Origin of the sequence: Nostoc sp. NMS7 (genome assembly GCF_017115085.1) — a bacterium.
In the GTDB taxonomy this organism is placed as follows: domain Bacteria; phylum Cyanobacteriota; class Cyanobacteriia; order Cyanobacteriales; family Nostocaceae; genus Nostoc.
In genome coordinates this window covers 1-26,490 of record NZ_JABXKJ010000209.1, presented here as the reverse complement: position 1 = coordinate 26,490, position 26,490 = coordinate 1, and the positions used below count along the sequence as shown (strand labels likewise).

The window sequence follows — 26,490 nt, the reverse complement described above, 5'->3', positions numbered from 1 at the left end:
CAATCCGGTGTGACCCTTTGTATCCTCTTATTTTTCTTCCTATCCCCTATTTATTCAGCGGATACCGAAAAACCCTATATAAATCTTAGTTTGTAGTGAGCGATTCATCGCTCACTACAAAAATTATTAGGACTAAAGTCCTTACTACAAACTTTAATTTACGAATTAGAAAATAATCCCAAAGAACAAATAATCTCAGGTTCTCGTTTATCCATTTCTTCAGTCACAATACACAAACGGTCATCTATCCGTAGTGACACCACCAACTCAGCCAACTGCTGATTATTAATGCCGCTTCTTAGTTGACGATTCAGAGTATCAATAGCTGACTGTCGCAAAGGATAACGGTAAATTTCATCAATTGCTTTTAAAAGTTCATCACTAACAAATAGTGTTCCTTTCATATCTTCAACATAACCCTTAAGTCGTTCATAACTGCGAAACCTTGCCCCTGATGGTCGCCCCAATTGACCGCCGGCATTTTTCTCTTCTTCAGCAATCAATTCAGCACCCTTTTGCACTAACTCGTGATGCTGTTTATCTTTGGATATCGCTGGGGTAGATTCTTCACACGCCGCCACCCGCAGAACCGCTAATTGTGATTGAGTAACGCTATTTCCATCGCGGTCAACATAAATCAAAGAATCATTTCCCTCAGTGGTTTTCATATAAAGCAATACCCCCTCCGGTTGCATAGGTTGCGGAGTATGGGCGCGAGTAGAATAAACTACATTTTCCATTTCTTCAATCGTTTTTTTCAAACCCGGATTACCATCAGTGGCTTTTTTCCAAATTTGAAACGCTTCAGATGTCAAATCAACTTCCGTATCTTCTTCACCATCTAAAACTCCAGATTTCTCATTATAAAGGTCAAGAATTACCCGTGCATCATCATCTTCAAAAAAAGCTTCATCAGTTCCCACCACTTCCGCATTTTCTTGCAGTCGTTTGCGGAGTCGTCCCCGCAAATTAATAATCCGTTCTACTCCCTCGGCTGGTAAAAAAGAATAACAAAGAATTTGGTCAGCATTTTGTCCAATGCGGTCTACTCTTCCGGCACGTTGAATTAAACGAATAATCGCCCAAGGTAAATCCCAATTGACGATAATTGCACAGTCTTGCAAATTATGACCTTCACTCAAAACATCAGTAGCTATTAAAATACGCAACTCATCTGATGATGAAATTTGCTCCCGTTTTCCATTACTCACAGGGCTAAATCTTCCCGTCATTACTGTCGGGTCTTTAGATTGTCCTGTGACTCCTGCCACATTAGTAATATGACTCGACTGCAAATTGTCTGCAAGGTAGCGGACTGTATCAGCAAACTGTCTGAAAATTAGTACTTTATCCTGGGGATGAGTTTCTGTTAGCAGTTTAATTAAACCAGCAAGTTTTTCATCTTTTTCAGGATTCCACCCGCCACAATCTTGCAGCACATTTATCAGTGCTTTGGCATCTTCTAGCAAATCCCGTTTGAGTTTTTTAATGTCAAAAAGTGTAGAAGGCAACCACTTAAATCTCCGTTGATATCGGGTTGTATATTCTTGGTAAATTGACTCTGCTCTTTGACGAAAAACTTTTTCGGTTTTAGATGCCTTCTCATCCTCGTTAAAAAAAGCAGTTTCTTCTTCTTCCTCTACTTGCAGCAAATTAGTAGAATCATCATCTTCCGTTTCTGTATCAAACAAAGCTGCTGCCACAGAATCAGCATCTTCATCATTATTACTTGTATCTAATAACTCAGCATCCTGAGTTCCAATGGGAATATCAAGCCCCTGGTCTAAAGCATATAAATAAATGAAGTTCCGTAAAATGTGGCGTTCAATTGATTGGATAAAAATAAAACCACTACTTTCTAAACGTTTAAACAAATTAGTGCGAGAAAAACCCATTAACCTCCTACCACCACGAAACAAACTATTAATCAAACGTTGTTCGCTGTCTGTAGGCGGCTGCTTGGGTTTAGCAATAATATAATTTCCTAGCCCATAACGAGGTAAATTAAGTTGATTAATAACTCCTACTACTAACTCCGAGTAAAGATGAGAATAAGAGTCAGTGTTAGAACCTTGTAAAGGAAACTTGAGACTCCGAGGTATGCGCTGGGGAAAATAAGAATGTCTGCCATCAGCAAATTCTAAATATTTCCGCCCTGTTTCATCTGTGTGGGCATAATTATCTTTAATAAACGAGCGCGTTCGTCGCACCATGTAGCGCTTCATCAATTCTCGCCAGTCATCAGGATGTTCACTTTTCTCAAAGGCAGCTAAGGAACGCACAGAACATTGATGCTTTCTAATAAACTCTAATTCTCCGATAGAACTGCCACCAAGTTCATTTATTAAAGCTTCTGGTCTTAACCCCAAATCTTCGTCTTCTGGAACAAATAGCCGCAGTTGGGCTGAAAGGTCAAGATAACTTTTATTGTAAGGAGTAGCAGATAATAAAATACATTTGCTTTCGTTAGCAGCAATATATTCGGTAATGGCTCGATAACGTTTACCTTCGCGGTTACGTAAGTTGTGACTTTCATCAATTAACACAACTCGGTAGCGGCGGAGTTTTGGTAACTTATTTTGGACTTGACTAATTGACATAACTTCGGCAAGTAGCCGATAGTTAGTTACATATTCTTGCCACATTGGTACTAAGTTTTTCGGGCAAAGAATCAATGTTTCTAAATAACAATCTTCTTGTAATATCTTCGCAAGGGCGGTTCCAACTAAAGTTTTACCCAAACCAACGACATCGCCCACCAACACGCCACCACGCCTAGTTACATGACGCGCTGCTAGCTGCACGGCGGCTTTTTGGAAGTCAAATAAATTGTTAAATTCACGGGGGATACGAAATTCTGAAAGTCCAGCGATCGCTTCATGGGATAAGTGGTAAGCTATCTTCAGGTAGATGTAGTAGGGTGAGATTGACTCAACTCTTGCCCAACTCCGATCAATAATCTCTGCCAATTCTTGAGATATATCTACACAACCGTAATCTTGCCAGCGATCGCTAAACCATTTTTGCAGTTTATTACAAGCATCATGGTCTAAAATATCAACATTCAACTCCCCTTGTTTTGCCAATCCGGGAAGAGTTAAATTACTACTACCCAAGAATCCCACGGTTGGAGTATTGGCATCATGGCGATGCACAAGATATAACTTAGCATGGAGGGCGTGACGCAGAAACAGTTTAATAATTAGTTTCTGACTTTTTAGCTGATGACTTAACCGCCGCAACCCCGCTTCATCCTGATTAGTCGGCGCACCGATAGTCAGCTGCTGGCGAAATTCCGCCGCCATGCGTTTTTTCAACCGCACGATGGTACTATTATCAATCCCTCTATCACCACTACTAAGAGTAAATGCCGCATGAACTTCATCACTGGGTAAACTTTGCATCCCGATTAGCAAACGGCAACAAGCTTTTTCATTACCAACATACTGTTCAATCAAATCATCAATTTTTCGCCAACCTCTGAGGTTGAAGTAGCCAACGCAAAAATCTGCGCGATAAGAGACTTTGAGAGTTTCTCGCAAAATCGTTAGCAATTGTAAGTTAATGTTGTCAAAAATCCGGGGCATTATTTAAAACTCTTAAAAAGAGAGCATTTCTAAATATTTCGTACCTATGTTATAGCGTTTCTTAATAAGAATGAGATAGAGCTTAACCTCACCCCGACAAAGCTGTGCTTTATCTCCCGTTTACGGTGTACGCACAAGTCATCGAATTAGCCAAAACAAAAACCTCAAAGAGTTCTGACGAAAATCCCTCTCCTTAGTAAGGAGAGGGACAGGTTTTGCGTAGCAGAACCAGGGTGAGGTTTCTTTGGGCTATTCGATAAACCGTAAATCGTGTGTAATACCGTTTCACTTTAATAATGATACAAATACCTTGGTAGGGGCACAGCAATGCTCATTGGTGTCAACTTCAGCTAGAAATCGCTTGTTGACTTCCACGCCCGCCCAGAAATAAATTTCTTTGGCTTTTAGCTAAAGTCTACTCAAGTAGACTAAAGATTTTTCAGATTATTTAGTCATCTTGAGATGACTTTCGCTATTAGCAAGGAACTTCAGTTCCTTGCGGAACATGGCTTTTACGTTGCGGGACATGGCTTTTACGTTAAGTTGACACCAATGAGCTTTTTCTGTGCCCCTACGAGAAATCTGTATGTATCAGGGTTTGTCTGAAATGGTGTAAGAGGAACCTGTGTGTACACGCTAGCCTTAATAAGGAGAAGGGTTAGGGGTGAGGTTTTGACGCCAGTATTTACGCAATCCTAAAAAAATAGAGCAGTTGCACTGTAATACAACTGCTCTAAAAAAGTACTTAGATAGATATTATCTACCTATCCACAGACCCCATGATTATGTCAACACTGCCGAGGATGACCACAATATCTGCAACCTTCATCCCGCGTAGTAAATGTGGCAGAATTTGGAGGTTGTTGAAATCCGCTGCGCGAATCTTCCAGCGTAAGGGGAAGACATTATCATCGCCAACCAAATAAATTCCCAATTCACCTTTACCACTTTCTACACGAGAGTAGATTTCACCTTTGGGAATCTTGAAGGTAGGGGAAACTTTTTTGCCAATGTATTGATAATCAAATGCGTCCCACTCTGATTTTTTCCCTGCGGCTAAACGTTTAGCTTCCAGGTTTTCGTAAGGGCCGCCCGGAAGTCCTTTAATTGCTTGGCGAATAATCTTTACAGATTCGCGCATTTCCCGCATCCGCACCACATAACGGGCAAAGCAATCACCGACGGTTTCCCACTGCACGTCCCAGTCGAAATCGTCATAGCATTCGTAATGGTCAACTTTCCGTAAATCCCATTTCACGCCAGACGCGCGTAACATTGGGCCAGAAAGTCCCCAGTTAATTGCTTCTTCACGGGTGATAGTACCAATACCTTCAATACGTCGCCGGAAGATGGGGTTATCGGTTACTAAGCGTTCGTACTCATCAATTTTGGGTATTAAGTGGTCACAGAATTCCAGACACTTATCTACCCAACCGTAAGGCAAATCGACGGCTACCCCACCAACGCGGAAGTAGTTGTGATTTACCATTCGGTAGCCTGTGGCAGCTTCCCATAAATCATAAATCATCTCCCGTTCCCGGAACTGGTAGAAAAAGGGAGTTTGAGCGCCCACGTCAGCCAGGAAAGGGCCAAACCACAGCAAATGGTTAGCGATGCGGTTCAATTCCAGCATGATGACGCGGATGTAGCTAGCGCGTTTGGGAACCGCAACACCTGCAAGCTGTTCTGGGGCATTGACGGTGACGGCTTCGTTGAACATTCCCGCCGCGTAGTCCCAGCGACTGACGTAGGGGACGTACATTACATTAGTGCGGTTCTCAGCAATTTTTTCCATTCCCCGGTGCAGGTAGCCGATAACCGGTTCACAATCAACCACATCCTCGCCATCCAGGGTGACAATTAGCCGCAGAACCCCGTGCATTGAGGGGTGTTGTGGCCCCATGTTTAGCAGCATTGGTTCAGTGCGGGTTTCTAGTCTGGTCATAGATTTTGTGTTCTCCGTTCGTGAAAATATTGAATTCTACCGCGCAGATGCCAACTAGACCCAATTTATCTTGTCTGCCAAGCCAAAATTAAGCTTGCAGGAGCAATATTTTGAGGAAAACTGCCTTGAGAGCGTCTACATGTATTGCCCATACAGGGGTATGTTGGAGAGGGGGTGACAGAGGAGGGACTTTATTTGATGTTTCATTTTGTTGCACTTCTTCAATTATTATATGGAAGCTGGATATCAGGGACTTGAAGCGCAGAATTTTTCCCATATTCCCGTTTTGGGTCGGGAAGTAATTGAGGGTTTGGCGGTGCGTCCGGGCGGGCATTATTTAGATGTGACGGTAGGCGGTGGCGGTCACAGTCGCCTAATCTTAGAAGCGGCGGCGGATGTGCGGGTAACGGCTGTTGACCAAGATGAAGATGCTTTAGCAGCATCAAGGAAAGAATTAGCAGAGTTTGGCGATCGCATCCAATTTATTCATAGCAATTTTGCTGACTGCGAGTTTACCCTTAATACTTTTGACGGTATTTTAGCCGATTTGGGGGTCAGTTCTTACCATTTGGATCAGCCAGAACGGGGTTTTAGCTTTCGCCAAGCTGCGAATTTGGATATGCGAATGGATCGAGGGCGATCGCTAACTGCTGCTGATCTGATCAATAATTGGAATGAAGCAGATTTAGCAGATATTTTCTTTAAGTACGGTGAAGAGAGATTATCACGGCGCATTGCTAGACGGATTGTAGAACGGCGACCATTACAGACGACTGTTGAATTGGCGGAAGCGATCGCTTCTTCAGTTCCTCCCAAATACCGTTATGGGAGAATTCACCCCGCTACCCGTGTTTTTCAAGCTCTGCGAATTGTCGTCAACGATGAGTTAAAATCTCTAGAAATCTTTCTAGATAAAGCCCCAAATGCCCTTGTCCCTGGTGGCAGAATTGCGATTATCAGTTTTCACAGTTTGGAAGACCGCCCGGTGAAGCATGGTTTAAGAAATTCACCTTTATTAAAGGTCTTGACAAAAAAGCCAATTATTGCTAAAGAAGAGGAAATTGCTAATAATCCGCGATCGCGATCGGCCAAACTGAGGATAGCCCAAAAGCTGCTGTAACTATAATGCAGCGTTCAACTGCTCCATCTCGCGGTTCAGAACTGCTGCGAATACGCTCAATAAACTTAGGATAATTTTCTAAATCCTGTTCTGACTGTAACGGTGGCATTTCAATCCAATTACCTTCGACATGCAGCTTATCCACATAAGCGTAGAAACCTTCCTGATCTTCCCAATGAGCAAGAACGTAATCATGTAACTCTTTCTGACTCATTGCATGAAAATTAGGCTTGCTCATCCTATGTATCTCTATTTACCGTTAGGTATATCTCTATAATTGGAAATTAGTAATCGGTAATGGGGATTAGTTCACTATTTGTTACCGATTTTGCTCTCCAATTTTTGACTTTAATAGTATTCTAAAATAACGAATATCCTTTTTCGCTACAGTTTTCGAGGGAATACTCCATGACTATTTGGGTAAATGAGCAAATTGATCCGTCTGGGATGATTCATGCCTGTATTGCCTGTTGTAATGAATCTCAAGCTAAAGATTGTCATGATTCCTATGAGAATAATTTAACTGAGACACAAAAAGCAGCAGGTTGGGTAGCGCGATTGCGGACAGTCGATTCTTGGGATGACGTGCCAGTGAATTCTTTAAAACTCAATTAATTCGCGTCATTTTTGGGATTTTGAGCGACCAAATTTCAGGAGATCCGGCGTAGCCCAACCTAGGCATCGCTTGTCTACCACAAGCTGTATCTATGCCAACGTCTACAGCGATCGCTGCAAATCCCATTAAAACAGGTTAATAAAGGATAAAATTCGGATTAAAATTGTTAAATTATTAACAACTGCTGCCAAAAAAAGCAACATATTAGAGAAGATTGATGATTTTTTGGAACTTTTAAGAGCTATCATCTATACCGGAGATTAAATTAAAAAACTTGCATAAACCGAATCAATTTAGTGAACTATCCCAAGGTTTACACTTCGGAGCAAGCCTGTCCCATTAACTTAGTTGCCGAAACGGGACAAGCGGTTCAAATTTCAATTCATCCTCCCAGTCAATATATCTGTGCCAATTGCGAACGGATATTACCAGATTGGAAACGGCAGCCATTTTTACGAGTAGTGATTGTCTTACAGCAATCGCGTTATCAACTAGTGGAAAGGACTGTAGAAGTAGAGACAGAGAAAGAATGCTTGCGAGAAAAGTTTATGAGATTTGGCTGTGATTTGGCATTTAATCTGCGCGATCGCGGCTATCTAACAGACCTGATCGACCCTCGTACAGGTTATCCTTTACTGTCCCATCCCGGAGCAATTCCCCACGATGACACAGCAGTTGTCAAAGCTTTGCTCAACTATCCAGTGATTAAAAATCAATGCCGTGTATTAATTCATCCCGACTGGGGTGCAGCAGTTTATCCTGGTATTTTGATATCAGAAGCTCCCCCAATTGTGATCGAATTGGTTACTAAAAGCATCGCAGCCATGCATGGGTGGAAAGAAATTGATTATTAGTCATTTGTAATTGGGCATTGGTTAGCAAAGCCAATATTTTACAGGGGCTGAGTTAAACGTGATGTATCAAAAGATGTGTTAAAACCTAGTAATGACTAAAACGCAGCCTAATCACATCAAAATTCGCCTAGCCCAACCGCAAGATAGAAATCAGATTTTTGATATCCAAAGAGATGCCATACAGATACTTTGTTCCAGAGATTATAATCCTGAACAGATTCAAGCATTATTGAACGATATACAGTTAGATAAATCACAAGGAGAAGAGAGAAAAGATATAGTTTTTGTCGCTGAAATGTTATATGCAGATTTTTGCAGTGGGTATTAGCTGGTAAGTGAACTACAAAAGAAAGCAGAAGTTAAAATAACGAAGAACTAAATCATTCTCATAAAGGAAACCTGATTAATTGCGATCGCTCTCCTTCGCTCTCCTTTATATTTGGGTTATTCCTTCAGAGTTAATCTGACGGCTGTCAATTCTGCAACGCCTTTTGATTACTGCTTAACGTTTCATTGATAGCCGTTATTAATAACTCATTTAGAGGGATTCCCGCTGCTTTCGCCATACAGGAAATCACACTTGTAGGTGCAAAAGAACAATACAACCCGGCTTCTAAGAACCAAGGTTGTCCCTTTGGGTCGATGCGGAAGTCAAATAAACTGTAGTGGCGACAACCCAAAGCCTGATGACACTTCTTAGCCACTTGCTGAACCTTTTCGGTAATCGGATCGTTAGGGTCTACAATCCAAGACTTGATATTATCTTTAGCACTAAAACGCAAGTTGCCATCGTCCGTTTGTTGGAGTTTATCAGCATAGCTGCGGATAGGTTTATCGTTGGGGTTTAACAGGTACTCCTCAAGGGGTAAACCCACTAGTTCCCCGTCTTTGACAATGATGCCACATCTGACTTCTCGACCGAGTTCGATAAATGCTTCTACAATCACCTCCGAAGCATATTCAAATGCTTTCTTCAGGGCAGCGTCATAGTCAGTAACCTCTTTGACTAAAGATACCCCTAAAGAGTTAGCGGAACTTGCAGGTTTAACGACTGCTGGAGGTTTAATTGTCGGAACGTCTCCTTGGCGGAGCAATTCTCCACGAGGCACTTTCACCCCTGCAGCTTCGACAATTGCTTTGACTCTAGCTTTGTGAGTTGCGATCGCCATTGTATCCGAAGTATTGCCGATGTAAGGGATCTTCAGCAGATCGAATAGGGCGCGGTAGTGAGTCATTCCCGGAATACAAAACATTTGTGGTAACACGAGGTCAATGTTTTGCGCTGTGAGCAACTCTATGGCATCAAGCAAAGAAATCGGTTTGCTGAGGGCGATATCTTCTTGACTCAGCGAGCGAGGAAATCGCCACTGGCTATCAGGTGTAATGTATGCAATCTGAAAGTCATACTCCGATTCATCTGCGATCGCTGACAGACAATCTTGAGCATAAAGGCGTGACAAATCACAGTAAAAATCATTGTGTGCAGACCCAACTAAATGAAGGATACGAAGTACTGGCATGATTCATCTTCCTAACTTAATTACGTTAGCGTAGCGGTAGCGAGTCCGCGTACTCTTACAGAGAAGCAAGCTACGCTTTTAGCGTCTCGTAGAGAGCGTCATTACGAATTACGTAGCTTGCTTCTCGCCAAAGGTGAGAATTACGAATTATTTTAATCGCCACCTAATTCCACCAGTTTGCCAATGTTGAAGTCTATTTTTACCCATCCTTTGAGTTGTTGCAGATTCTTCAGCAAAAGTAAGGGAATCTGCCAATGATGCAAAGTCAAAAATGGTATAGGGTCATTAAGGCTGTAAATGGCATCAATGCCTCGCACTAGAGTATTAACCGATGTTTGCAATTGTTTCCCGGAACGGATACCAGTTAGTCGCCAGATTTCATGATATATAAAGTAAGTAGGCTTGCTACTTGCTAGGGGTTCGATAGGCGCAGCTAGGGGAGTTTTACCAAAATAGGCGTCTGCAACACCAGGATGATTATAAAACATTGTGATTGCCGAATGAGTACGGGGATTGCATTCAATGGCGTAAACTGTACCGTCTTGGGCTTGAATAAAGTCAAAAGAAACTTGCCCAGTTAGTGCCAAACTCTTGACGAAGTGTTGCACCCATTCCCGAATTTGGGGATTTTCGACGTTTTCATAGTTAATTTGAAACGCAGAAGAGTTTGAACAGCAATGTAATCTTAATTCCCCGTCCCGCACTGTACTATGTGTGCATAACTCTTTACCAGGAATAAACTCTTGCATAATCCAAGGTTTTTCTGGACTGATGGGTAAACTGTTAACAAAGGCTGCTGTTTCTTCTGAGGTGTCGCAGGGAAGTTTGGTTAAATTTAAGCGGCGAACGGAGTCGTAAGAAATACTTTTAAGAATATATTTGCGGGTTTCTTGACTAAAATCGAAATTGATAACTTGTTGAGGATCTGTGATTTTAAAAGACTTGGGGACAGATAAACCAAGCGATCGCGCCTGATCAGTGAAGGCAAATTTATCATCTAACATCTTGGTTATATCTGCATCAAAGTGGAAAACTTCGCAGTATTCTGATAATGCAGGCTTTGCTAAAGAGTCGTAATAACTAGCTACAGGACTGCATACAGGTACATAAACGTCAACCTTTTCCTTTTTAACGATTTCTACTAGCGCCTGGATATAGCCTTCTGGGTCTTTTTCAGGTGCCGGAACTGTATAAAAACGACTTACAGCCTTTGAGAATCTATGCCCAGACAACCAATATTTGTGACCTTCAATCAGAATAACTCTGTGTCCTGCTGCATGAAAGCAGCGAGCAAGTTGCAATGCTTTGGTCATTTTGGCTCCACTCACCAAAATAGTCTGGTGATGAGCGCCTATAACAGCTTTTTTCGGAAACTGCACAATACCCCACAGCAAAGATATAAACACTATAAAAGCATTGAACGGCAAGGCTATTAATAATAATGTCAGAGTACCGAGAGTCTTGAATAGAGCCACTACCTTTACCCTGACACCCGTTGATGAGGTTATAGATTCAGGTAGAGATAAAGAAATTGATTGCACCATAAGTCTTTGAAACTAGGGGGAGTAGCAATACCTTGGATTAAGAAAAATAGTAGGTTGGGTTGAGCAATAGCGCAACCCAACAAATGGTTGATAATGTTGGGTTGAGGAAGGAAACGCCACTTGCTTTAAGTCGGCACAGCCGTCCAACGTAGTGGCTCCCCAACCTACACCAGTTTTAGTTTTTAGCCTTAAACCAAGCGTATTGAGGGGAGTAGTGGGAGCAGGCAAAAATCAAGAGATGAGGGAGATTAGAAACCAAGCGAAAAATTATTCCTTCTTATCTCCCTTATCCCTTGATTACGCCACGCGTCTAATCAGCGTCATCCCATCTCGTATGGGTAACAGAACTTGCTCTACACGCGGATCGGCAGCGACAACACGGTTGAATTGAGCGATCGCTTCACCGTTGGCGGTGCGTTGTTCTACAGGTAAATAAACCTCTCCTTGCAGGAGTGTATTATCTACACAAATAAAACCAGAAGGTGCTAGCAAATTAGTATCTAGCAATGTTTGAAAGTAGGTTATGTACTCCTTTTTATCGGCGTCAATAAACACTAAGTCAAATGATTCTCCAGCTTCTACCAACTTATTTAAGGTTTGTAAAGCTGCACCTAATTGCACGCGGATTTTTTTACCGTGAACAGATTGATCAAAAGCCGCTTGTGCAACTTTTGCGGCAAAAGCATCTACTTCGCAGGCTATTAGCACTCCGTCCGCAGGTAATGCTTCTGCCATTGCTAGTGCAGAATAACCTGTAAACATCCCTATTTCTAGTACTCTTTTGGCCTTAGCCATATGAACAAACATTTTGAGAGTTTGTCCTTCTACATGACCCGATTGCATTTCTTGCTCTAAAGGGCGCACTGTTGTTCCTTCTGTAAAGCGTTGTTGCCATGCTTCTGTAGATGTTTTCTCGGCAAGTGCAGTTAAAGCAGCTGATTCGGGGGTAGTAAATTCTTCCAAGTAAGGGTCTAAACCTGCTGCCAAATGCCATGCTTGATTGAGGTTGGCGACTAACTCCACAGGTAAGTCTGTGCGTTGGTTAATCTCTTTGACAACAGCTTCTAACTTCTTTGCTAATATTCCTAGCGGTGTCACCGGTCTAGCTGTGGGCGTTTCTATTTTAGTAGACATTATTTTGCACTCCCAACTAGTTCTGTCTGATAAACGGGGTACATATCTACCCCTTCACCACCACGAGGATAGGTGCTGCAAAGTTGCTTATGTTCTGCTAAAGCTACTCCCAATTCTTCCCGTGTCAAATCATTAGCATAGAAGCAAGTACCAATCGGTTTGGGCATTGCGGCTCTTAACAAACCATCTCGTGTGAGAGTGATAGACTCGGTAGCATCCCATAAAAGTTCTTCATCTAATAAAGGATGATCAAGAGTCAGTCCCAAACGACTAATTAATCCTAAAATGCGATCGCGTTCTTCATTAGTGATATAACCTCTATTTGCAGCGATCGTTGCCGATAAGGCCATGTCAATACTGACTGCATGTCCATGAAACAGAGGCACCTTTGGCGCAAGTTCCAAAGTAGGACTCCAAGTATGTCCGTAAGCAATTGCCCTATCCAAATCTAGCTCCCGGAGGTTGGGTACTTCTAACTCCAGCATTTTTTTGATCGCTTCGTAAGTCAGACGGTGAGCTATTTCTTTTAACTCTGGAGTTGCGTCAATATTACCAAAGTGCGTGTCAAGCAGTTCTTCCCCATACTTTTCCAACCACTCAAACACAGAAGAGTGAGCAACTACAGCGATTTTGACTAACTCTGCCATCCCATTACGCACTTGGTTTGTTGGTAAAGTACGCAGCAGAGAAAAGTCCAATAAGACTTTTTGGGAAGCGTGATAAGCACCTAAACGATTTTTCAACTTCTTATGGTTAACTGCTACCTTAATCGCCACACTAGCATCAATTAAACCAATCAGAGAAGTAGGAATTCGGATGTAATTACTACTACGGCGATAAGTAGAGCAAGCAAAACCTACAACGTCTGTAATTAAACCACCACCTACTACTAATACTGGCTCTTTACGCACTAATTTGAAGTCAGCAAACACATCGATAATTGTCTCAAAGGTTTGGATAGATTTGTTTGGTTCGCTAACAGTCAGAGAAAAAATCTTCAAATCAATCCCGTAATACCGGAAATATTTTTCAATCTGAGTACCGTAAAAATGGTTGACGTTAGTATCTATAACAGCCAAGCATCTTCCAAAACTTCTATATATATCTGCAAGTTCTTGATTGGCAATATCGAAAACTCCATCTACGTAAACTAAGTCATACTCAATCTTTTCATAAGCTTCTATGTGAAACTTGGTTTCAGTCACTTGAAGTTTTGTCTGAACAATGGTCACTATTTTTACCCTTTGTGTGAAAAAATTTGTAACTGGAATCTAGATGCAATTAGAAGTTTAAGCACTTCTAAAATATGATCATTTGCTAAAATCACGTCATGGTAAACTGCCTCAAATTCGATAGGAAAAAGAAGTAGCTCTCAATTAAATTGGATTGTGATTATTGCAAATTTAGAAATATCAAAATAGAACACCACAGATTAGGCGCGTCTACTTTTCATTTCAGAAGCATGGCAAAAAACTGTCAGTCTATGCTGAACCTGAGAAGTTATACAAACTTCTGCAACAAAAATTCATACATTTTCTCACATTTTTAAACTGTTAATGCTATATCTAGCCCAAGGGAATTACAGACTTATGGTAGCTGGATAAGAGTTTCCAAGCAAGCTAGAACAGTTATGTTACTTGCTCAAAAAGCTTAAGCGCTTGTTTACATTTATTAATATACCACAATTTTTAAATTATTTTACCTAAACCAAAGGTAGATTTAAAACAAAAAAAGTAGATTTTGCGGATTTTGCTATTTGAGAGACCATTTAGAAAGTCAATCTTTAGCTAGCTAGACCACACGACATAATCCGTGTAATAATGCAATATATAGCTGCTTCATTCATCTAGCAAGTCACTCATAATGCTTACTGAGATGAGGATACTGGTTCAACCATCCAAAAATTCACTCTCCAACTCAACGTTTAAGTAAGACCTCAAATTTATTCTTTAGGCGAAGGAAAAAAGCGTTAATTACTTTCCCTTCAGGAAACCCCAGCTTCCCCTGAATATTTAGAGCAAGTGAATTTATTCATGGAAAAGAAAAAAACTTTTATTGTAAGTGTTTATACGCTCGATTTCAGCCGTCCTGATTAGAAATCCTTGTTTTTAAATATGGGGTTCCCGTTGATCTTTGAATTTAGAATGCTTCGCTATTATATTGTTAAATACTATACTTATGGATTCTGTTCCAGTGGAAACAGGTGCGCCTCTTTCTCTAGAAATTGCTGAGATTGCCTCACCATCAACAACACTTTCTGCGACCTCAACACTCAGCCCTCGGATTTCTAAAGATGCTATTCGCACCAGTTTGAGGGCTTCCACTGTCGATGGTATTTTCGCAGCAGTTTTCTCTATTGGCACTGGCGGAGTTTTGCTAGGTAATTTCTTAGTAGAGTTGGATGCCAGTCCGATAGTATTTGGCATGATAAGTTCTATCCCCATGTTGGTGAATCTCTTTCAGCCGATGGGTGCTTACTTATCTGAACGCAGTACTAGCCGCTTTCAGTATTCCCTTCGCACTCATGGGATTGCTCGATTACTATGGCTAATTTTAGTAATTGGCATTGTTAGCTTTAGTTGGGGAGGGCTTAATTCAAACCAATTAGTGATATTGACATTTTTGATTCTCCTATGCAGCCATCTATTAGGAGGATTAGGAAGTGCATCGTGGTTCAGTTGGATAGCAATGTTAGTCCCACGGCGATTGCGAGGTAGATATTTCGGGTTACGTAATAGTGCTGCCAACTTCACCGAGTTGGTCAGCTTGCCAATAGCCGGTTTAGCGGTATCACATTGGTACGGGGGAAGTATCCAAGGTTATGGGATGATTTTGCTCTTAGGCATTATCTTTGGAATTATCAGCTTGGGGTGTCAGTATTTCCAGGTAGATATAAATCCCCAATTACAAAATACTTACCATAGTAACTTATCTCAAACAAATGAGATTCAGTCAGACTCGGCATCAAATGAACCTGGTGAGATATCTGAAGCAATCTGTCTGCCGCAAATTCCAACTCCCCAAAACCAGATAGATAGTAGCATTTGGAAAAACTCTAATTTTTTGGTGTTTCTACTTTATTTCGGCTCATGGACATTTGCTGTAAACCTGAGTGCGCCGTTTTTTAACCTCTACTTGCTAGATACCCTGAACCTGGATGTGAGTTGGGTAACTTTCTACAACAGCCTGCGAGCCGGAGCACACATGCTGATGCTCATCCTGTGGGGTAGATTAGCAGATAAAATAGGCAATCGTCCGATTCTAATCTCTAATGGAATTCTAATTGCCGTCATACCCTGGCTGTGGCTGAGGATTGGTTCTAGTCCTCTAGACCTCTGGCTGTGGTTGCCACTATTACACATTTTCATTGGGGGTAATTGGGGAGGAGTTGATTTGTGTAACAACAATCTCCAGATAGAGATTGCACCACTAAAAAATCAGTCTATCTATTTTGCAACAGCTGCTGCTGTTGCTGGAGCAAGTGGTGCTTTAGGAGCAACTATCGGTGGCTTAATCGCTCAATTTGCTGGGTCTTTTGGCATAGTGGAAGTGTTTGTTGTGTCTGGTATATTACGCCTAGCGTCACTTGTCCCACTGATTATTAAAAAGGATCTGGGTAGTTAAACCACGTCTATCTTGAAACCTGTAGTTCTTCTTTGATGAAAAGGATTTGCCCTCATCCCCCAACCCCGAATCCCAGATTTGGGATTCGCGGAGCCAGAATTTCAAAGTCCCTCTCCCAGATATGGGAGAGGGATTTAGGGTGAGGGCAAAAACTACGCTTATAAACTTAGATGAGGTTTAGGGTGAAATTGGTTGAGTACAGATGTTAACAAACGGTGTTGCGCTCAGATTAGAGATTTCTCAATCTACAGGGAGAATTGTTAACTTAATCTCTACTCTATACTAAAAAAGTTTTATGACATAGTGACAAAGTTGATGTCAGTAAAGCAGGTTCTAGAAATTGGTTGTTAGATCAAGCTGATATACATTTAGTTTGCATTCTGGTTGTAACTTCTGTTTCAATATGCAATTTGAATGCCAATTAGCTGATCTGACCTAAATTAGTTAAATTTCAAAATCTGAAAAAGTTACGATGCTCAAGGTAGACACATCAAAAATCAGCCTCCAACAAGTTGAAGCTTTCGACCGCAACGGCGTTATCTGCGTCAAAAATGTTTTGGATGACATCTGGGTAAAACGGATGCAAACAGCTGTTGACAAAAATATATTAATTCCTGGTCCTTTAGAAATTAAGGGTATCCCCAGATCAGAAGGTCATGTGGAGCATGCTAGTAGCTTATGGCTCACTGACCCTGATTTCCGGGCTTTGGCTTTTGAATCTCCGCTAGCAGCGATCGCTGCTCAAGTCTTAAAATCGAAAAAACTTAACTTTTTGGGTGACGGTTTCTTTGTTAAAAAGCCGAAAGCGGACAGCCGTGTTGGGTGGCATAACGACCTACCTTACTGGCCTATACAAGGTTGGCAGTGTTGTAAAATTTGGCTGGCTTTAGATAGCACCAACCAAAAAAATGGTCGATTAGAGTACATCAAAGCCTCTCATCGATGGGGCAAAGAGTTACGTGAAGGATTAGACCCCTCCTGGTTTGCACAGCCACAGCCTCACGAAATTTTGTCCTGGGATATGGAGCCTGGAGATTGCTTGGTTCATCATTTTCTGACAATTCATCATTCAGTAACCAACATATCTTCTACACAACGACGTGCAGTAGTGACGAATTGGACTGGCGATGATGTTACTTTCTATCACCGCCCGAAAGCATGGCCTTTTAGACCTGTTGATGAAATTGATTTACCAGAATTTAATTCATTCAAAGCCAAAAAATCTGGTGAGCCGATAGACTGCGATATGTTTCCTAAAGTTTAACTGCATCGCTAGTTGGGAATTCTCACAATTAAAGTACTATAAGAATCATATTTGATTTCTGAAAAAATCTCGGTAGTCTTGTAGTAGCCCCTCTTGGCTAGAATGTTGCAAAAAAATTGTCGGTTGGGGAGCCACTGCGTTGCGCGGGTTAAGAGCATTGTACCAAGTGGCGTTGGAGGCTTTCCGTAACCCAACATTCTGATAAACAGTTGGGTTGCGCTCCGCTCCACCCAACCTACGCTACTATATAGCGATGACAAAATCTTGGAGAAATTTTCCTCAACTCAGTAGCAACTATAGCTGGGATTTATCTCACCGAATTTAGCAAAATGTGTAACCGCTAGGATGTAATGTGATCAAGTTCATTAAGAATATTGCTATCTATATCAATGTCAAATTTCCGAGCGAAGTGAGCAGATGATGCGAGTAAATTTGGCAAGTCTTCCATAAGCAATGTCTTTGGATGACAGCCTCCATCTGACCAATCAATATAGCGCCGACGGTCGTTTTGCAGTTTGAGATGAGATGCATTAGCAAGTACAGTTTGAAAATATGACTCATCTGCATACTTAAGCTTACTGTAGTACAAGGTTAACGGATTTATCTGGCTGTGAAAATCGATAATGTATTTAGCAGCTTTGCTATTGGCACAAAACCATTGACTTCCACTGAAGCAAGCAACTTTTTTGGAAAAAGGAAGGAAAGGTTTTGTTAGTAGCGGATGTTCCAAGCATATTTCTAGATTCAGATGCACCAAATATTTTTTTGAGTAATGGAAAGAAAACGACTTTGTACAGTATCGTTGATAGGAATTTTTCAGCCATAACATATTCGGTTTTACATCAGACTTATAAGTTTCATATGTAATTTGCTCATGCTGAATATAAGCATCATCTGAACTTGAAGTCAGATCATCCAATATTTGCCTTGCGGTTTTAATCGGATAGTCTGCTCCACTGAGTAATACAAACCAATCTGGTGGATCTGGAACCTCGTACATTAATCGTAGTGCCTGTATTGGAGCTTCTACTAACGCAAAACCTGCCCACTCTGTCTGGAGATGAGGGCGTACTAATAAAACATTTTTTGACAGAGTATCTACAGATAAATCACATTTTGAAAAATCATGATGACACACAATTAGAGGATAATTGAACATTATATTTAACTTATTTATTAGTCTATAAATTTGTAGAGGTTTCGTATGAGTTAGTAAAATAAAACCTATGGAATTACTGGGAGAATTAGACATTAGTTTAAGTTGTATAGCTCTGTAAAATTTAAAAGAGGTATATCTATGTGGATAAATACTTAATTAGCTGATAAACATCAATAATTCCAGCCTTAAAAATAATTTTAAATTGTTTAATTACTAATTACCTTAAGGAGTATTCAAGCGTCATTACGAATTACGAATTAGCTATTATTCTTAGGTTTACGTAATTTCTGAGAACCAATTGGGCCGAGAATTTGGTTAAGGCTCCGCAACTGTTCAGCTGTACCCATACCGATTAGCCGATCTCCCGGCATTAAAACAGTATCACCAGTGGGGCCACCGATGAGAGTCCCATCAAGGCGACGAATCGCCAGAACTAATGCTCCAGATTGCGATCGCAATCTCGCCTTTTGCAAACTCTGACCCACAAAGGGACAAAAAGCCGGGTCGAGTAAAAATTCTTCCATATACAACTGACGGTCTGTACCTGTCAAAATCCCGTCTACAAAGTCCAATACTTGGGGTCTGAGAGCCGCAGCAGCCATGCGCTTACCACCAGTAATATAGGGGGATATCACCTCATCTGCACCACCGCGTTGTAACTTCTGCAAAGCCTCTTCTGTACTTGCCCGTGCGATCGCCCGAATTCCCGAATTCAGTGTTTTTGCTGATAAGACAATATATAAATTTTCCGCATCGGAAGGAAGTGCTGCAACGATACAAGTCGCTCTTTCAATACCAACTTTCAAAAGTGTCTCATCTAGGGTAGCGTCACCTTGGTATGCTGTGTAACCTTCCATCTGCGCTCTTTGCACAGATTCCATCTCCGAATCAATCACCACAAAAAGTACATCTTCTGCCTGAAATTCCTTGGCAATTTGACGACCAGTCCGACTAAATCCACAGATGATGTAATGTTCTGATAGGGATTCCATTAACCGCCTCTGCTGTTGTAGCCGAATTCCTTCGTGAAAGTAGCCTTCAATGATCGCTTCTGTAAATCTGTTGACAATGTAACCGATATTGACTACACCCAACAAAATCAGGGCAATTGTAAACAACCGTCCTCGGCTATTCAGTGGGTGCGTCTCTCCATATCCCACAGTCGCTAAAGTGATCACTGTCATGTAAGCCGCATCTTCCCATGACCAGCCCTCTATTATTCGATACCACAAAGTGCCAATGAAGAAAACACCGCCAAGAGCGATCGCCCCAGCCATTAACTCCTTTTGGATACGTTGATATTTTTGCTCAAGTGTTGAGAATGAGGTAACAATAGTACTTTTAGCCTACTTTTTCTAGTTTTCTACTAACTTTATACCATTCGTCCTTTTTAGTATATTTAAACTAAGTACAACATTTCATTTAACCGCAGAGCAGATTTTTAATGCTGGTAATCAAGTATTGAGAATAACGTAACAATAGTACTTTTAGGCTAATTTTTCTAGTTTTCTACTAACTTTATACCATTCGTCCTTTTTAGTATATTTAAACTACAAGTTATCTAAATAACTCAGGACTACTTATCTTTTTTCTTGTCTAGTGCTTCCTGGATAGCGCGTCTACAGAACTCTGGGGGGTCATCTTGTGCTTTCACCTCTTCCTTCATATCCTTAGTAACCCGAAAGTTGAGTTGTTCGGTTAGTTCTTTGCTTGGTTGATTTCCGAAATTTTCAGGTTTACCCTTGGGGTTAGGCATTATTGAGAGATGTAAATAACGATTGAATCGATGTTAACAACGATATAAAGTTTTAAATCGGTGGTGTTCTCAGTCTAACAAACGGTTCACCACCGATACCACTTTTACCAAGAGATAATTCTATTTTATGTTCACGCGTTCCGAGTTAGAAATCAAAACCATCCCAGAATTACGCGACTTATGCCGTCGATACGGTATAAAGCCTACAGGAAGTGCAGCATACAAAGTCAGCTACATAACTTCTCTGATGGCATTTCCTCAGCTAACACTCCAGCAGGTGAGAGAAGGAAGGGGATTAAAATCTCCTGGATTTAGCATCATTCAATTTTTTGAAGGGGTGATAGATGAAATAAATTCACCCACAGATGAGCAAGCAGCACTGATCAAAATAACCTTGGAAGGTAGGAGGATGGCTTACCCGGTTTGATCAAGAGAACCTGCTGAATTTGCACAAGGCTAAGATGCATCTGGAAATGGCGGTTGGGTTACTAAGTCAATCGTGATCCACAAGATCCCCGACTTCTTAAAGAAGTCGGGGATTTGTAGCTTTCAATTGCTCAAGTCTTGAGTACAAAGTTTTTTCACCACCGCCAAGCGTTTGAGGTGATATAAGCGTTAACTTAAGAAGAAGTACGAGTTGTGCTAAATAAAAAGTATTTTTTAGGGATTTCTAGGAAACTAGTAAATAACTATATAATGAAAAATTTTCAGGAGGAGCGGTAGTGAGCCTACAAACTCTCGTTGACCAAGCCACCATCCCCCCAGATTCAGGGTCAGCATCCAGTCCCTTTGATACAGATAGCTTTAATGAAGCTGTCATGTCCACCTACGCGCGGTTTCCCTTAGCCCTAGAACGGGGTGCTGGATGCCGGGTTTGGGATACACAGGGGCGAGAATATCTGGACTTTGTGGCGGGAATTGCCACTTGTACTTTAGGACACGCCCACCCAGCGATGGTAGAAGCGGTGACACGCCAAATCCAGAAGCTGCACCATGTCTCTAATTTGTACTACATTCCTGAGCAAGGTGAATTGGCAAAATGGATTGTTGATCATTCCTGTGCCGATCGCGTATTTTTCTGCAACTCTGGAGCTGAAGCTAACGAAGCTGCAATTAAACTGGCCCGGAAATATGCCCACACCGTATTAGACATTGAAAAACCGATTATTTTAACCGCCCATGCCAGTTTCCACGGACGAACTTTAGCAACTGTTACTGCCACTGCACAACCGAAGTATCAAAAGTATTTTGATCCCTTGGTTCCTGGGTTTCACTACGTAAATTACAACGATATTAACGCTGTGGAAGTAGCGGTTAGCGAGTTGGATGAAGGCGATTATCGGGTAGCGGCGATTCTGATTGAGCCATTGCAGGGAGAAGGCGGTGTACGTCCCGGAGATATTGCCTATTTCAAAAAGCTCCGGCAGATTTGCGACGAAACTGGCATTTTATTGATTTTTGATGAAGTGCAAGTTGGCATGGGGCGCAGTGGCAAGTTATGGGGTTACGAACATCTCGGCGTTGAACCGGATATCTTCACCAGTGCCAAAGGCTTAGGTGGCGGTATTCCCATCGGTGCAATGATGAGCAAGAAATTCTGCGATATTTTCCAACCAGGGGAACACGCCAGCACCTTTGGCGGAAATCCTTTTGTGTGTGGTGTGGCACTCAGTGTTTGCCAGACATTAGAGCGGGAAAATATTTTGCAGAATGTGCAAGATCGGGGTGAACAATTGCGAACTGGATTGAGAGCGATCGCCGCAAAATATCCTCAGCAGATTGCCGAAGTTCGGGGTTGGGGTTTAATCAACGGTTTGGAGTTGCGAGCCGACATTGGGCTAACCGCAGCCGATGTCGTCAATGCTGCCATCAACCAGGGCGTATTGCTTGTACCAGCCGGGCCAAAAGTAGTTCGGTTTGTGCCACCGCTAATTGTCACAGAGGCGGAAGTAAACACTGCCTTGGAAGCTGTAGATCAGGCGATCGCGATCGCTACAAAGTAGGCAATCTGGAAAATATAGTTAACTTAAGTTAAAAGGGCGGTTAGAAACCGCGTCTACACAATCAAAACCCACCTCCGTGGGTTAACACTCAGTTTTTCCTTAGTCCGCGCAGGCGGACTTTGCCTGTGTAGCCGCGAATTCTATTCGCCAGGGTTTTTTCATTCTTGAGAAATTTCCCGATAAGCTTGCCGACACTGCTCATAATTGTCTGGCAAAATCTCGGCATTCCCGAAACATAATTGCTCGTGAGTGGTAATTAAAGTTTCATAAGGCTGTATGGGAGTCACAGACGATCGCAGCAATTGCAGATATTCTCCATCAGTGCGGCTGAGTTTGTGTGGTGCAACGGCATTTTGATGCAATTGCTGTAACATCGCTAAATAGACACAACGGCAAGCCTCACGGTAGTTACCTTGACGGTAAAATTCTTGCGATCGCTCCAACAAAAGGGCTATGGATGACTCACTAGAGCGAGTTTTTAGGCGAAAATCAATGACATTACCACTTCTATTCAGCCAAGAATATACATAAGGACTGAATTCTTGCCATAATCGCCAACCCATCCAAGCGATAAATAAGCCTATTACCAGCCAAAACAGGAATTTCAGCAACTCGCCTAGCCAAGGACTAATTGACCATCCAGTAGGCAATTCGGGCATTGCGTGTTCAAAGCGGTAAAACTGGTATTCCCACCATTCTCCCACTTGTTGTTGAAATTGAGAAAGCTGCCAACTCCAGCTAGTTTTTTCAAAAGTATCTGTAGGCATAGGGGGAAGTGGGGAGGGGGGAGGAGGGGGGAGGAGGGGGGAGGAGGGGGATATGGGAGACAAAGGAGAATAACTTTATGCCCAATGCCCAATGCCCAATACTTCTCTTCTTAGGCTACGCCAACGACTTCTCTACCAGACGCTGTTCGCGTTCGGTCAGTACAAGTGCCCAATGCCAATGACTATTGATTATTGAGTACTGACTCTTTTTTGATCATTATCCAGCCGATAACAATAAGTAGCGCACCGAATGCAAGAAATCCTAAATCCCAAGCTAACTGATTTGGGCCTGGTTTCACATGATGGATACCGAGAATTTGGTGGTCAATTAAACCTTCAACCAAGTCGAACAACCCAGTTCCAATCACTATTGACCCAATAAAGGTCTGTGATAACCAAGGAACATCATCACGCCCTCCTGCACGCCATAGCAACACAACTCCTACCACGGTGAATACCCAATCTAAAGCATGAAATAACCCATCCCATACCATGTTCAAATCTATATTCGCCGTGTTTGTCAGAGGTCGAATGTTACTAAGCATGTGATGCCACTGGAGGAGCTGATGCAGTAAAATTCCATCAAGAAATCCTCCAAGACCAACACCAAGAAAAATTCCAGCAGTAATTAGCGGTGCGCGTCGGTTGAGGTTTTCACTTTTTGCCTCCATTGTCAACCTCATAGATAGGCTTTCTTACCAAAATACAACATCTTTTGGGAGAAAAATCTTCTATCTTGAGGCAAGTAGGATGATTAACTCATCCCCCGGCTTCAAGCCGGGGGATTTTGAGTCATTAGTCATTAGTCATTAGTACCAATAACTAATGACAATGGAAAAGCGGGCGGCTATCCCGGACACCCCTCTTGTTGGGATGGGATTCCCGCCGATTTTCGTTGAACAATTAATCAACCTTCAAATTTAATCCGCATGCCCGCTTTCACTGGGTCGAAATCTGGGGGAAAATTGGTGCTGCGATCGTAGTCTGCTTTTTCCAGGTTCGCTCCTTTGAGATCAGCTTGGCGTAGATTCGCTGAGATCAATAATGCTCCTCTAAGATCGGCATCTTTCAGATTAGCCTGACTCAGATCGGCAAAGCTCAAGTCAGTTCCCCTCAAATTAGCGCTACTCAGATTAGCTTCACTCAAGTCAGCATAACTTAGGTCAGATCCTTTTAAATTAATGCTTTGCAAATCAGCATTACTAAGTTCTGCTTTACTAAAGTCTCGTTTTCCGGCTGCATAACTCTCCACAAAAGTAGCGGCACTATTTATGGACTGTTGAGAATTGACTTCAGGCATTTGACAGCCTCACAGGTTATCTTGTTATTACTTTTATACTAAGGATGAAAACACTCTTATTTCATCCTTCCTAAATGTAATACATTAGTTCCTTCTGTTCTCGGATTGATCTGCGATCGCAAAGGTCTTGGAGTGTATATTTTTCCAAAACAGAGTTAGCAGCCTGACGTGCTTCCTGCCAGACTTCCTGAATTAGCTCACCTTCTACTGTGTTGGGAGTCGGCTCACAATCAGAGACAACAATATCTGACCCTTCCATGCAACTAAAAGCATCCAATATTGTAATCTTCTGGGGATCTCGTGCCAGAACATAGCCACCTTTGGCTCCGCGTATACTATTAATTAAACCTCCACGTCTTAATGTTGCCAAGAGTTGTTCCAAATAGCGGTTCGGTATGTCTTGCAATGCCGCTATCTCTCGAATTTGCAGGGCTTCACCCTTAGGGTAGCAGCTTGCCAACTCTAACAGGGCTAGAAGTGCGTATTCTGATTTGTTAGAGATTACCACAGGCGTAATATTTTAAACTCACATTTAAAGATACAAAGTCTTTGAGTTCGTTTCCCTAAGCTACTGTTAAGAGAAACTTTACAATCAACTTATTGTTGACCGGTTAGCTCTAGTTTAAAGACCTTCTACCATAGAAGCAATTATATTTTGTTTTTAATTCCATAAAGAAAAGTGATTGATTATTGCCGACTTTCCAATGAATCACATAGTTAAGTTTATTTGTGCCTCCCTATTTACCTGCAAATTTCTCGAAAATGGCAGAATGACTGTAAAGGTAGTTCCCGCACCGATCGCACTTTCAACAGTAATCTCGCCGCCATGTAAATCTACAGCTTGCTTGACGATGGACATTCCCAATCCCATTCCGGGGATATTGGCTGCATTACTGGCGCGATGGAAGGGTTCAAAGATGTGTTCAATGTCAGAAGGGGGAATGCCAATACCAGAGTCTTGAGTCTGGAGTATAGCTTGATCGTTGGCACTGGTGACAGAAAACTTAACTGTGCTACCAATGGGAGAGTATTTTAGACAATTCGAGAATAAATTACTCAAGATTTGTCGTAGTAGTTTAGCGTCTAAGTTGACTTCTGTACATTGGCATTCGCCGCTAAAAACGATCGCGTGTTGTGAGCGATCGCTCTGTTGTAATTCTTCTAAGAGATCGCGGCAAAATTCCACCAAATTCAGGGGTGTTGGATTCAACTCTAACTTGCCTGTTTCATTCTGACTCAGCAGCAATACATCATTCAACAAGTGGGTCATGTGCATAACTGATGTTTGAATTCGACGCAGATGGGTATTTTGTCGCTCGTCGTTCCAGAGATGGCGATAATATTCTAGTAGTTCCGCAGAAGAGTGGATGGTTGCCAAAGGGGTGCGAAACTCATGGGAGGTGATGGTGAGCAAGCGGGATTTCAGGTCACTAAACTGCCTTTCTTTGGCCAGCGCTTGTCGCATCGCCTCTTCTGCATATTGCAGCTTGGCTTGGGTTCGCTTGCTTTCGCTAATGTCTCGAAATAGCCAGCGCAGACCAACTAACTGACTATATTGATTACGGATAGCAACCACCTTAACCGCAGCAATAATCGGTGTTCTGTTACGTGGTTGCAGGTTTACTTCCCACTCTTGGATTTTCCAGTCTGGGATTTCGGCGCGATCGCGCAGATGAGTCAGTTTCAAATGAAAAGCAATCAGCTCTTTCTCAAGCACATAAATCTCCAGGAGTTCGCCTAAAAGGAAACTCTTGGAAATGTTTAGGAGGATAGTGGCGGCAGAATTAGCTTCTTGAATTACCCCTTTGGTATCAGTTACTAAATAAGCGTCTGGTACTTCTTCAAACAGTTCTTGGTAGCGTTGACGTTGTGCCACCAAATCCTGTTGAGTGTTGAATAATTCTTCATTCTGCTGCTGTAGGTCTTCATTAGCTATTTGCAGTTCTTCCAAAGCTAGGTTGACTTCTTGGAGTACTGCGGCGAAGAGTTCAATATCTTCCTGTGCTTTTTGCTGTTGACTCTGGCGTTGCAAAAGGGCGACGCGCTGATGCATATTCTGTAACTGTAAAGCTAAATCATCCAAATTCACGCTTTTACTCCTAATTTGGATATCTGACTAAGCTAATGTACTTTTAATTTGCATAACCAGGGCGGGCAAGACTTCGGCGTGAGCGCTACTTCTCTTCTTAGGCTGCGCCAACGACAACGCTACTTCGACCCTTCTCTACGAGACGCTACGCGAACGGCAAAGCTCAGGGCAACGCGTCGCTCAGTACCCAACTCTTGGAGACGCTACG

At 42.1% G+C, this 26,490-nt stretch carries 23 protein-coding genes; 8 read left to right on the top strand and 15 right to left on the bottom strand.

Annotated elements, in window-relative coordinates; all coding sequences use genetic code 11:
• Window positions 1-158: 158 nt before the first annotated feature.
• Window positions 159-3,587: a helicase-related protein gene (locus tag HWQ38_RS24150; protein ID WP_292798644.1), complete on the bottom strand. Its 3,429-nt coding sequence runs from the start codon at window positions 3,585-3,587 to the stop codon at window positions 159-161.
• Between the two features lie 760 nt (window positions 3,588-4,347).
• Window positions 4,348-5,532, bottom strand: a complete 1,185-nt coding sequence (locus HWQ38_RS24145; RefSeq protein ID WP_292798642.1) for an NAD(P)H-quinone oxidoreductase subunit H — start codon at window positions 5,530-5,532, stop codon at window positions 4,348-4,350.
• A gap of 232 nt (window positions 5,533-5,764) precedes the next feature.
• Between HWQ38_RS24145 and rsmH the strand changes: the two genes are divergently transcribed.
• Window positions 5,765-6,652, top strand: coding sequence for a 16S rRNA (cytosine(1402)-N(4))-methyltransferase RsmH (rsmH, locus tag HWQ38_RS24140; RefSeq protein WP_292798640.1), 888 nt, complete (start codon window positions 5,765-5,767; stop codon window positions 6,650-6,652).
• On the opposite strand, the gene HWQ38_RS24135 is transcribed toward rsmH, so the two are convergent.
• Window positions 6,597-6,890, bottom strand: a complete 294-nt coding sequence (locus HWQ38_RS24135; protein WP_366933339.1) for a hypothetical protein — start codon at window positions 6,888-6,890, stop codon at window positions 6,597-6,599. The genes rsmH and HWQ38_RS24135 overlap by 56 nt on opposite strands.
• A gap of 170 nt (window positions 6,891-7,060) precedes the next feature.
• On the opposite strand from HWQ38_RS24135, the gene HWQ38_RS24130 reads away from it, so the two are divergent.
• The 3 genes from HWQ38_RS24130 (at window position 7,061) to HWQ38_RS24120 (ending at window position 8,450) form a co-directional block, all read left to right on the top strand.
• On the top strand, window positions 7,061-7,267 hold the full coding sequence (locus HWQ38_RS24130; protein WP_292798638.1) for a glycogen debranching protein: 207 nt from the start codon (window positions 7,061-7,063) through the stop codon (window positions 7,265-7,267).
• A gap of 297 nt (window positions 7,268-7,564) precedes the next feature.
• Window positions 7,565-8,122 (top strand): methylmalonic aciduria and homocystinuria type D protein, encoded by a 558-nt coding sequence (locus HWQ38_RS24125; protein ID WP_292798636.1) that lies wholly within the window; start codon window positions 7,565-7,567, stop codon window positions 8,120-8,122.
• 91 nt (window positions 8,123-8,213) lie between these two features.
• On the top strand, window positions 8,214-8,450 hold the full coding sequence (locus HWQ38_RS24120; protein WP_292798634.1) for a hypothetical protein: 237 nt from the start codon (window positions 8,214-8,216) through the stop codon (window positions 8,448-8,450).
• Between the two features lie 145 nt (window positions 8,451-8,595).
• On the opposite strand, the gene HWQ38_RS24115 is transcribed toward HWQ38_RS24120, so the two are convergent.
• The 4 genes from HWQ38_RS24115 to HWQ38_RS24100 all read right to left on the bottom strand — a co-directional run bounded on the left by HWQ38_RS24115 (window position 8,596) and on the right by HWQ38_RS24100 (window position 13,552).
• Entirely contained in the window at window positions 8,596-9,642 is a 1,047-nt protein-coding gene (locus tag HWQ38_RS24115) for a D-alanine--D-alanine ligase (RefSeq protein WP_292798632.1), read from the bottom strand.
• Between the two features lie 152 nt (window positions 9,643-9,794).
• Complete coding sequence (locus HWQ38_RS24110; RefSeq protein WP_292798630.1) at window positions 9,795-11,186, bottom strand: ATP-grasp domain-containing protein; 1,392 nt, start codon at window positions 11,184-11,186, stop codon at window positions 9,795-9,797.
• Between the two features lie 297 nt (window positions 11,187-11,483).
• Window positions 11,484-12,320: a class I SAM-dependent methyltransferase gene (locus HWQ38_RS24105; protein ID WP_292798628.1), complete on the bottom strand. Its 837-nt coding sequence runs from the start codon at window positions 12,318-12,320 to the stop codon at window positions 11,484-11,486.
• Entirely contained in the window at window positions 12,320-13,552 is a 1,233-nt protein-coding gene (locus HWQ38_RS24100; protein ID WP_292798626.1) for a sedoheptulose 7-phosphate cyclase, read from the bottom strand. The genes HWQ38_RS24105 and HWQ38_RS24100 overlap by 1 nt, the downstream gene beginning before the upstream one ends.
• 946 nt (window positions 13,553-14,498) lie before the next feature.
• Here HWQ38_RS24100 and HWQ38_RS24095 point away from each other — a divergent pair.
• Window positions 14,499-15,944: an MFS transporter gene (locus HWQ38_RS24095; RefSeq protein ID WP_292798624.1), complete on the top strand. Its 1,446-nt coding sequence runs from the start codon at window positions 14,499-14,501 to the stop codon at window positions 15,942-15,944.
• Window positions 15,945-16,416: 472 nt separating this feature from the next.
• The gene (locus HWQ38_RS24090) at window positions 16,417-17,208 is read left to right on the top strand and encodes a phytanoyl-CoA dioxygenase family protein (RefSeq protein ID WP_292798622.1); all 792 of its coding nucleotides are present in this window, start codon (window positions 16,417-16,419) and stop codon (window positions 17,206-17,208) included.
• 340 nt (window positions 17,209-17,548) lie between these two features.
• Here HWQ38_RS24090 and HWQ38_RS24085 read toward each other — a convergent pair whose 3' ends face one another.
• The 3 genes from HWQ38_RS24085 to HWQ38_RS24075 form a co-directional block, all read right to left on the bottom strand.
• Window positions 17,549-18,367, bottom strand: a complete 819-nt coding sequence (locus tag HWQ38_RS24085) for a beta-1,6-N-acetylglucosaminyltransferase (protein ID WP_292798620.1) — start codon at window positions 18,365-18,367, stop codon at window positions 17,549-17,551.
• A gap of 257 nt (window positions 18,368-18,624) precedes the next feature.
• A complete protein-coding gene (locus HWQ38_RS24080; RefSeq protein WP_292798618.1) occupies window positions 18,625-19,644 on the bottom strand; it encodes a TrkA family potassium uptake protein in 1,020 nt (339 codons plus the stop codon).
• 299 nt (window positions 19,645-19,943) lie between these two features.
• Window positions 19,944-20,123: a hypothetical protein gene (locus tag HWQ38_RS24075; RefSeq protein WP_292798616.1), complete on the bottom strand. Its 180-nt coding sequence runs from the start codon at window positions 20,121-20,123 to the stop codon at window positions 19,944-19,946.
• A 127-nt stretch (window positions 20,124-20,250) separates the two neighbouring features.
• On the opposite strand from HWQ38_RS24075, the gene HWQ38_RS24070 reads away from it, so the two are divergent.
• Together HWQ38_RS24070 and HWQ38_RS24065 are read left to right on the top strand one after the other, a co-directional pair.
• Window positions 20,251-20,550 carry a hypothetical protein gene (locus HWQ38_RS24070; protein WP_366933338.1) on the top strand — a complete coding sequence of 100 codons (300 nt, stop codon included), beginning with the start codon at window positions 20,251-20,253 and terminating at the stop codon, window positions 20,548-20,550.
• A 295-nt stretch (window positions 20,551-20,845) separates the two neighbouring features.
• Window positions 20,846-22,126: an aspartate aminotransferase family protein gene (locus HWQ38_RS24065; protein WP_292798614.1), complete on the top strand. Its 1,281-nt coding sequence runs from the start codon at window positions 20,846-20,848 to the stop codon at window positions 22,124-22,126.
• Between the two features lie 158 nt (window positions 22,127-22,284).
• Here HWQ38_RS24065 and HWQ38_RS24060 read toward each other — a convergent pair whose 3' ends face one another.
• The 5 genes from HWQ38_RS24060 to HWQ38_RS24040 form a co-directional block, all read right to left on the bottom strand.
• Window positions 22,285-22,893 (bottom strand): DUF4129 domain-containing protein, encoded by a 609-nt coding sequence (locus HWQ38_RS24060; protein WP_292798612.1) that lies wholly within the window; start codon window positions 22,891-22,893, stop codon window positions 22,285-22,287.
• A gap of 182 nt (window positions 22,894-23,075) precedes the next feature.
• Window positions 23,076-23,564: a DUF2243 domain-containing protein gene (locus HWQ38_RS24055; protein WP_292798610.1), complete on the bottom strand. Its 489-nt coding sequence runs from the start codon at window positions 23,562-23,564 to the stop codon at window positions 23,076-23,078.
• 236 nt (window positions 23,565-23,800) lie between these two features.
• Window positions 23,801-24,193 (bottom strand): pentapeptide repeat-containing protein, encoded by a 393-nt coding sequence (locus HWQ38_RS24050; RefSeq protein ID WP_292798608.1) that lies wholly within the window; start codon window positions 24,191-24,193, stop codon window positions 23,801-23,803.
• A 70-nt stretch (window positions 24,194-24,263) separates the two neighbouring features.
• Complete coding sequence (locus HWQ38_RS24045; RefSeq protein WP_292798606.1) at window positions 24,264-24,701, bottom strand: Rrf2 family transcriptional regulator; 438 nt, start codon at window positions 24,699-24,701, stop codon at window positions 24,264-24,266.
• Window positions 24,702-24,902: 201 nt separating this feature from the next.
• Entirely contained in the window at window positions 24,903-26,282 is a 1,380-nt protein-coding gene (locus tag HWQ38_RS24040) for a PAS domain-containing sensor histidine kinase (protein WP_292798604.1), read from the bottom strand.
• Between the last annotated feature and the right edge of the window lie 208 nt (window positions 26,283-26,490).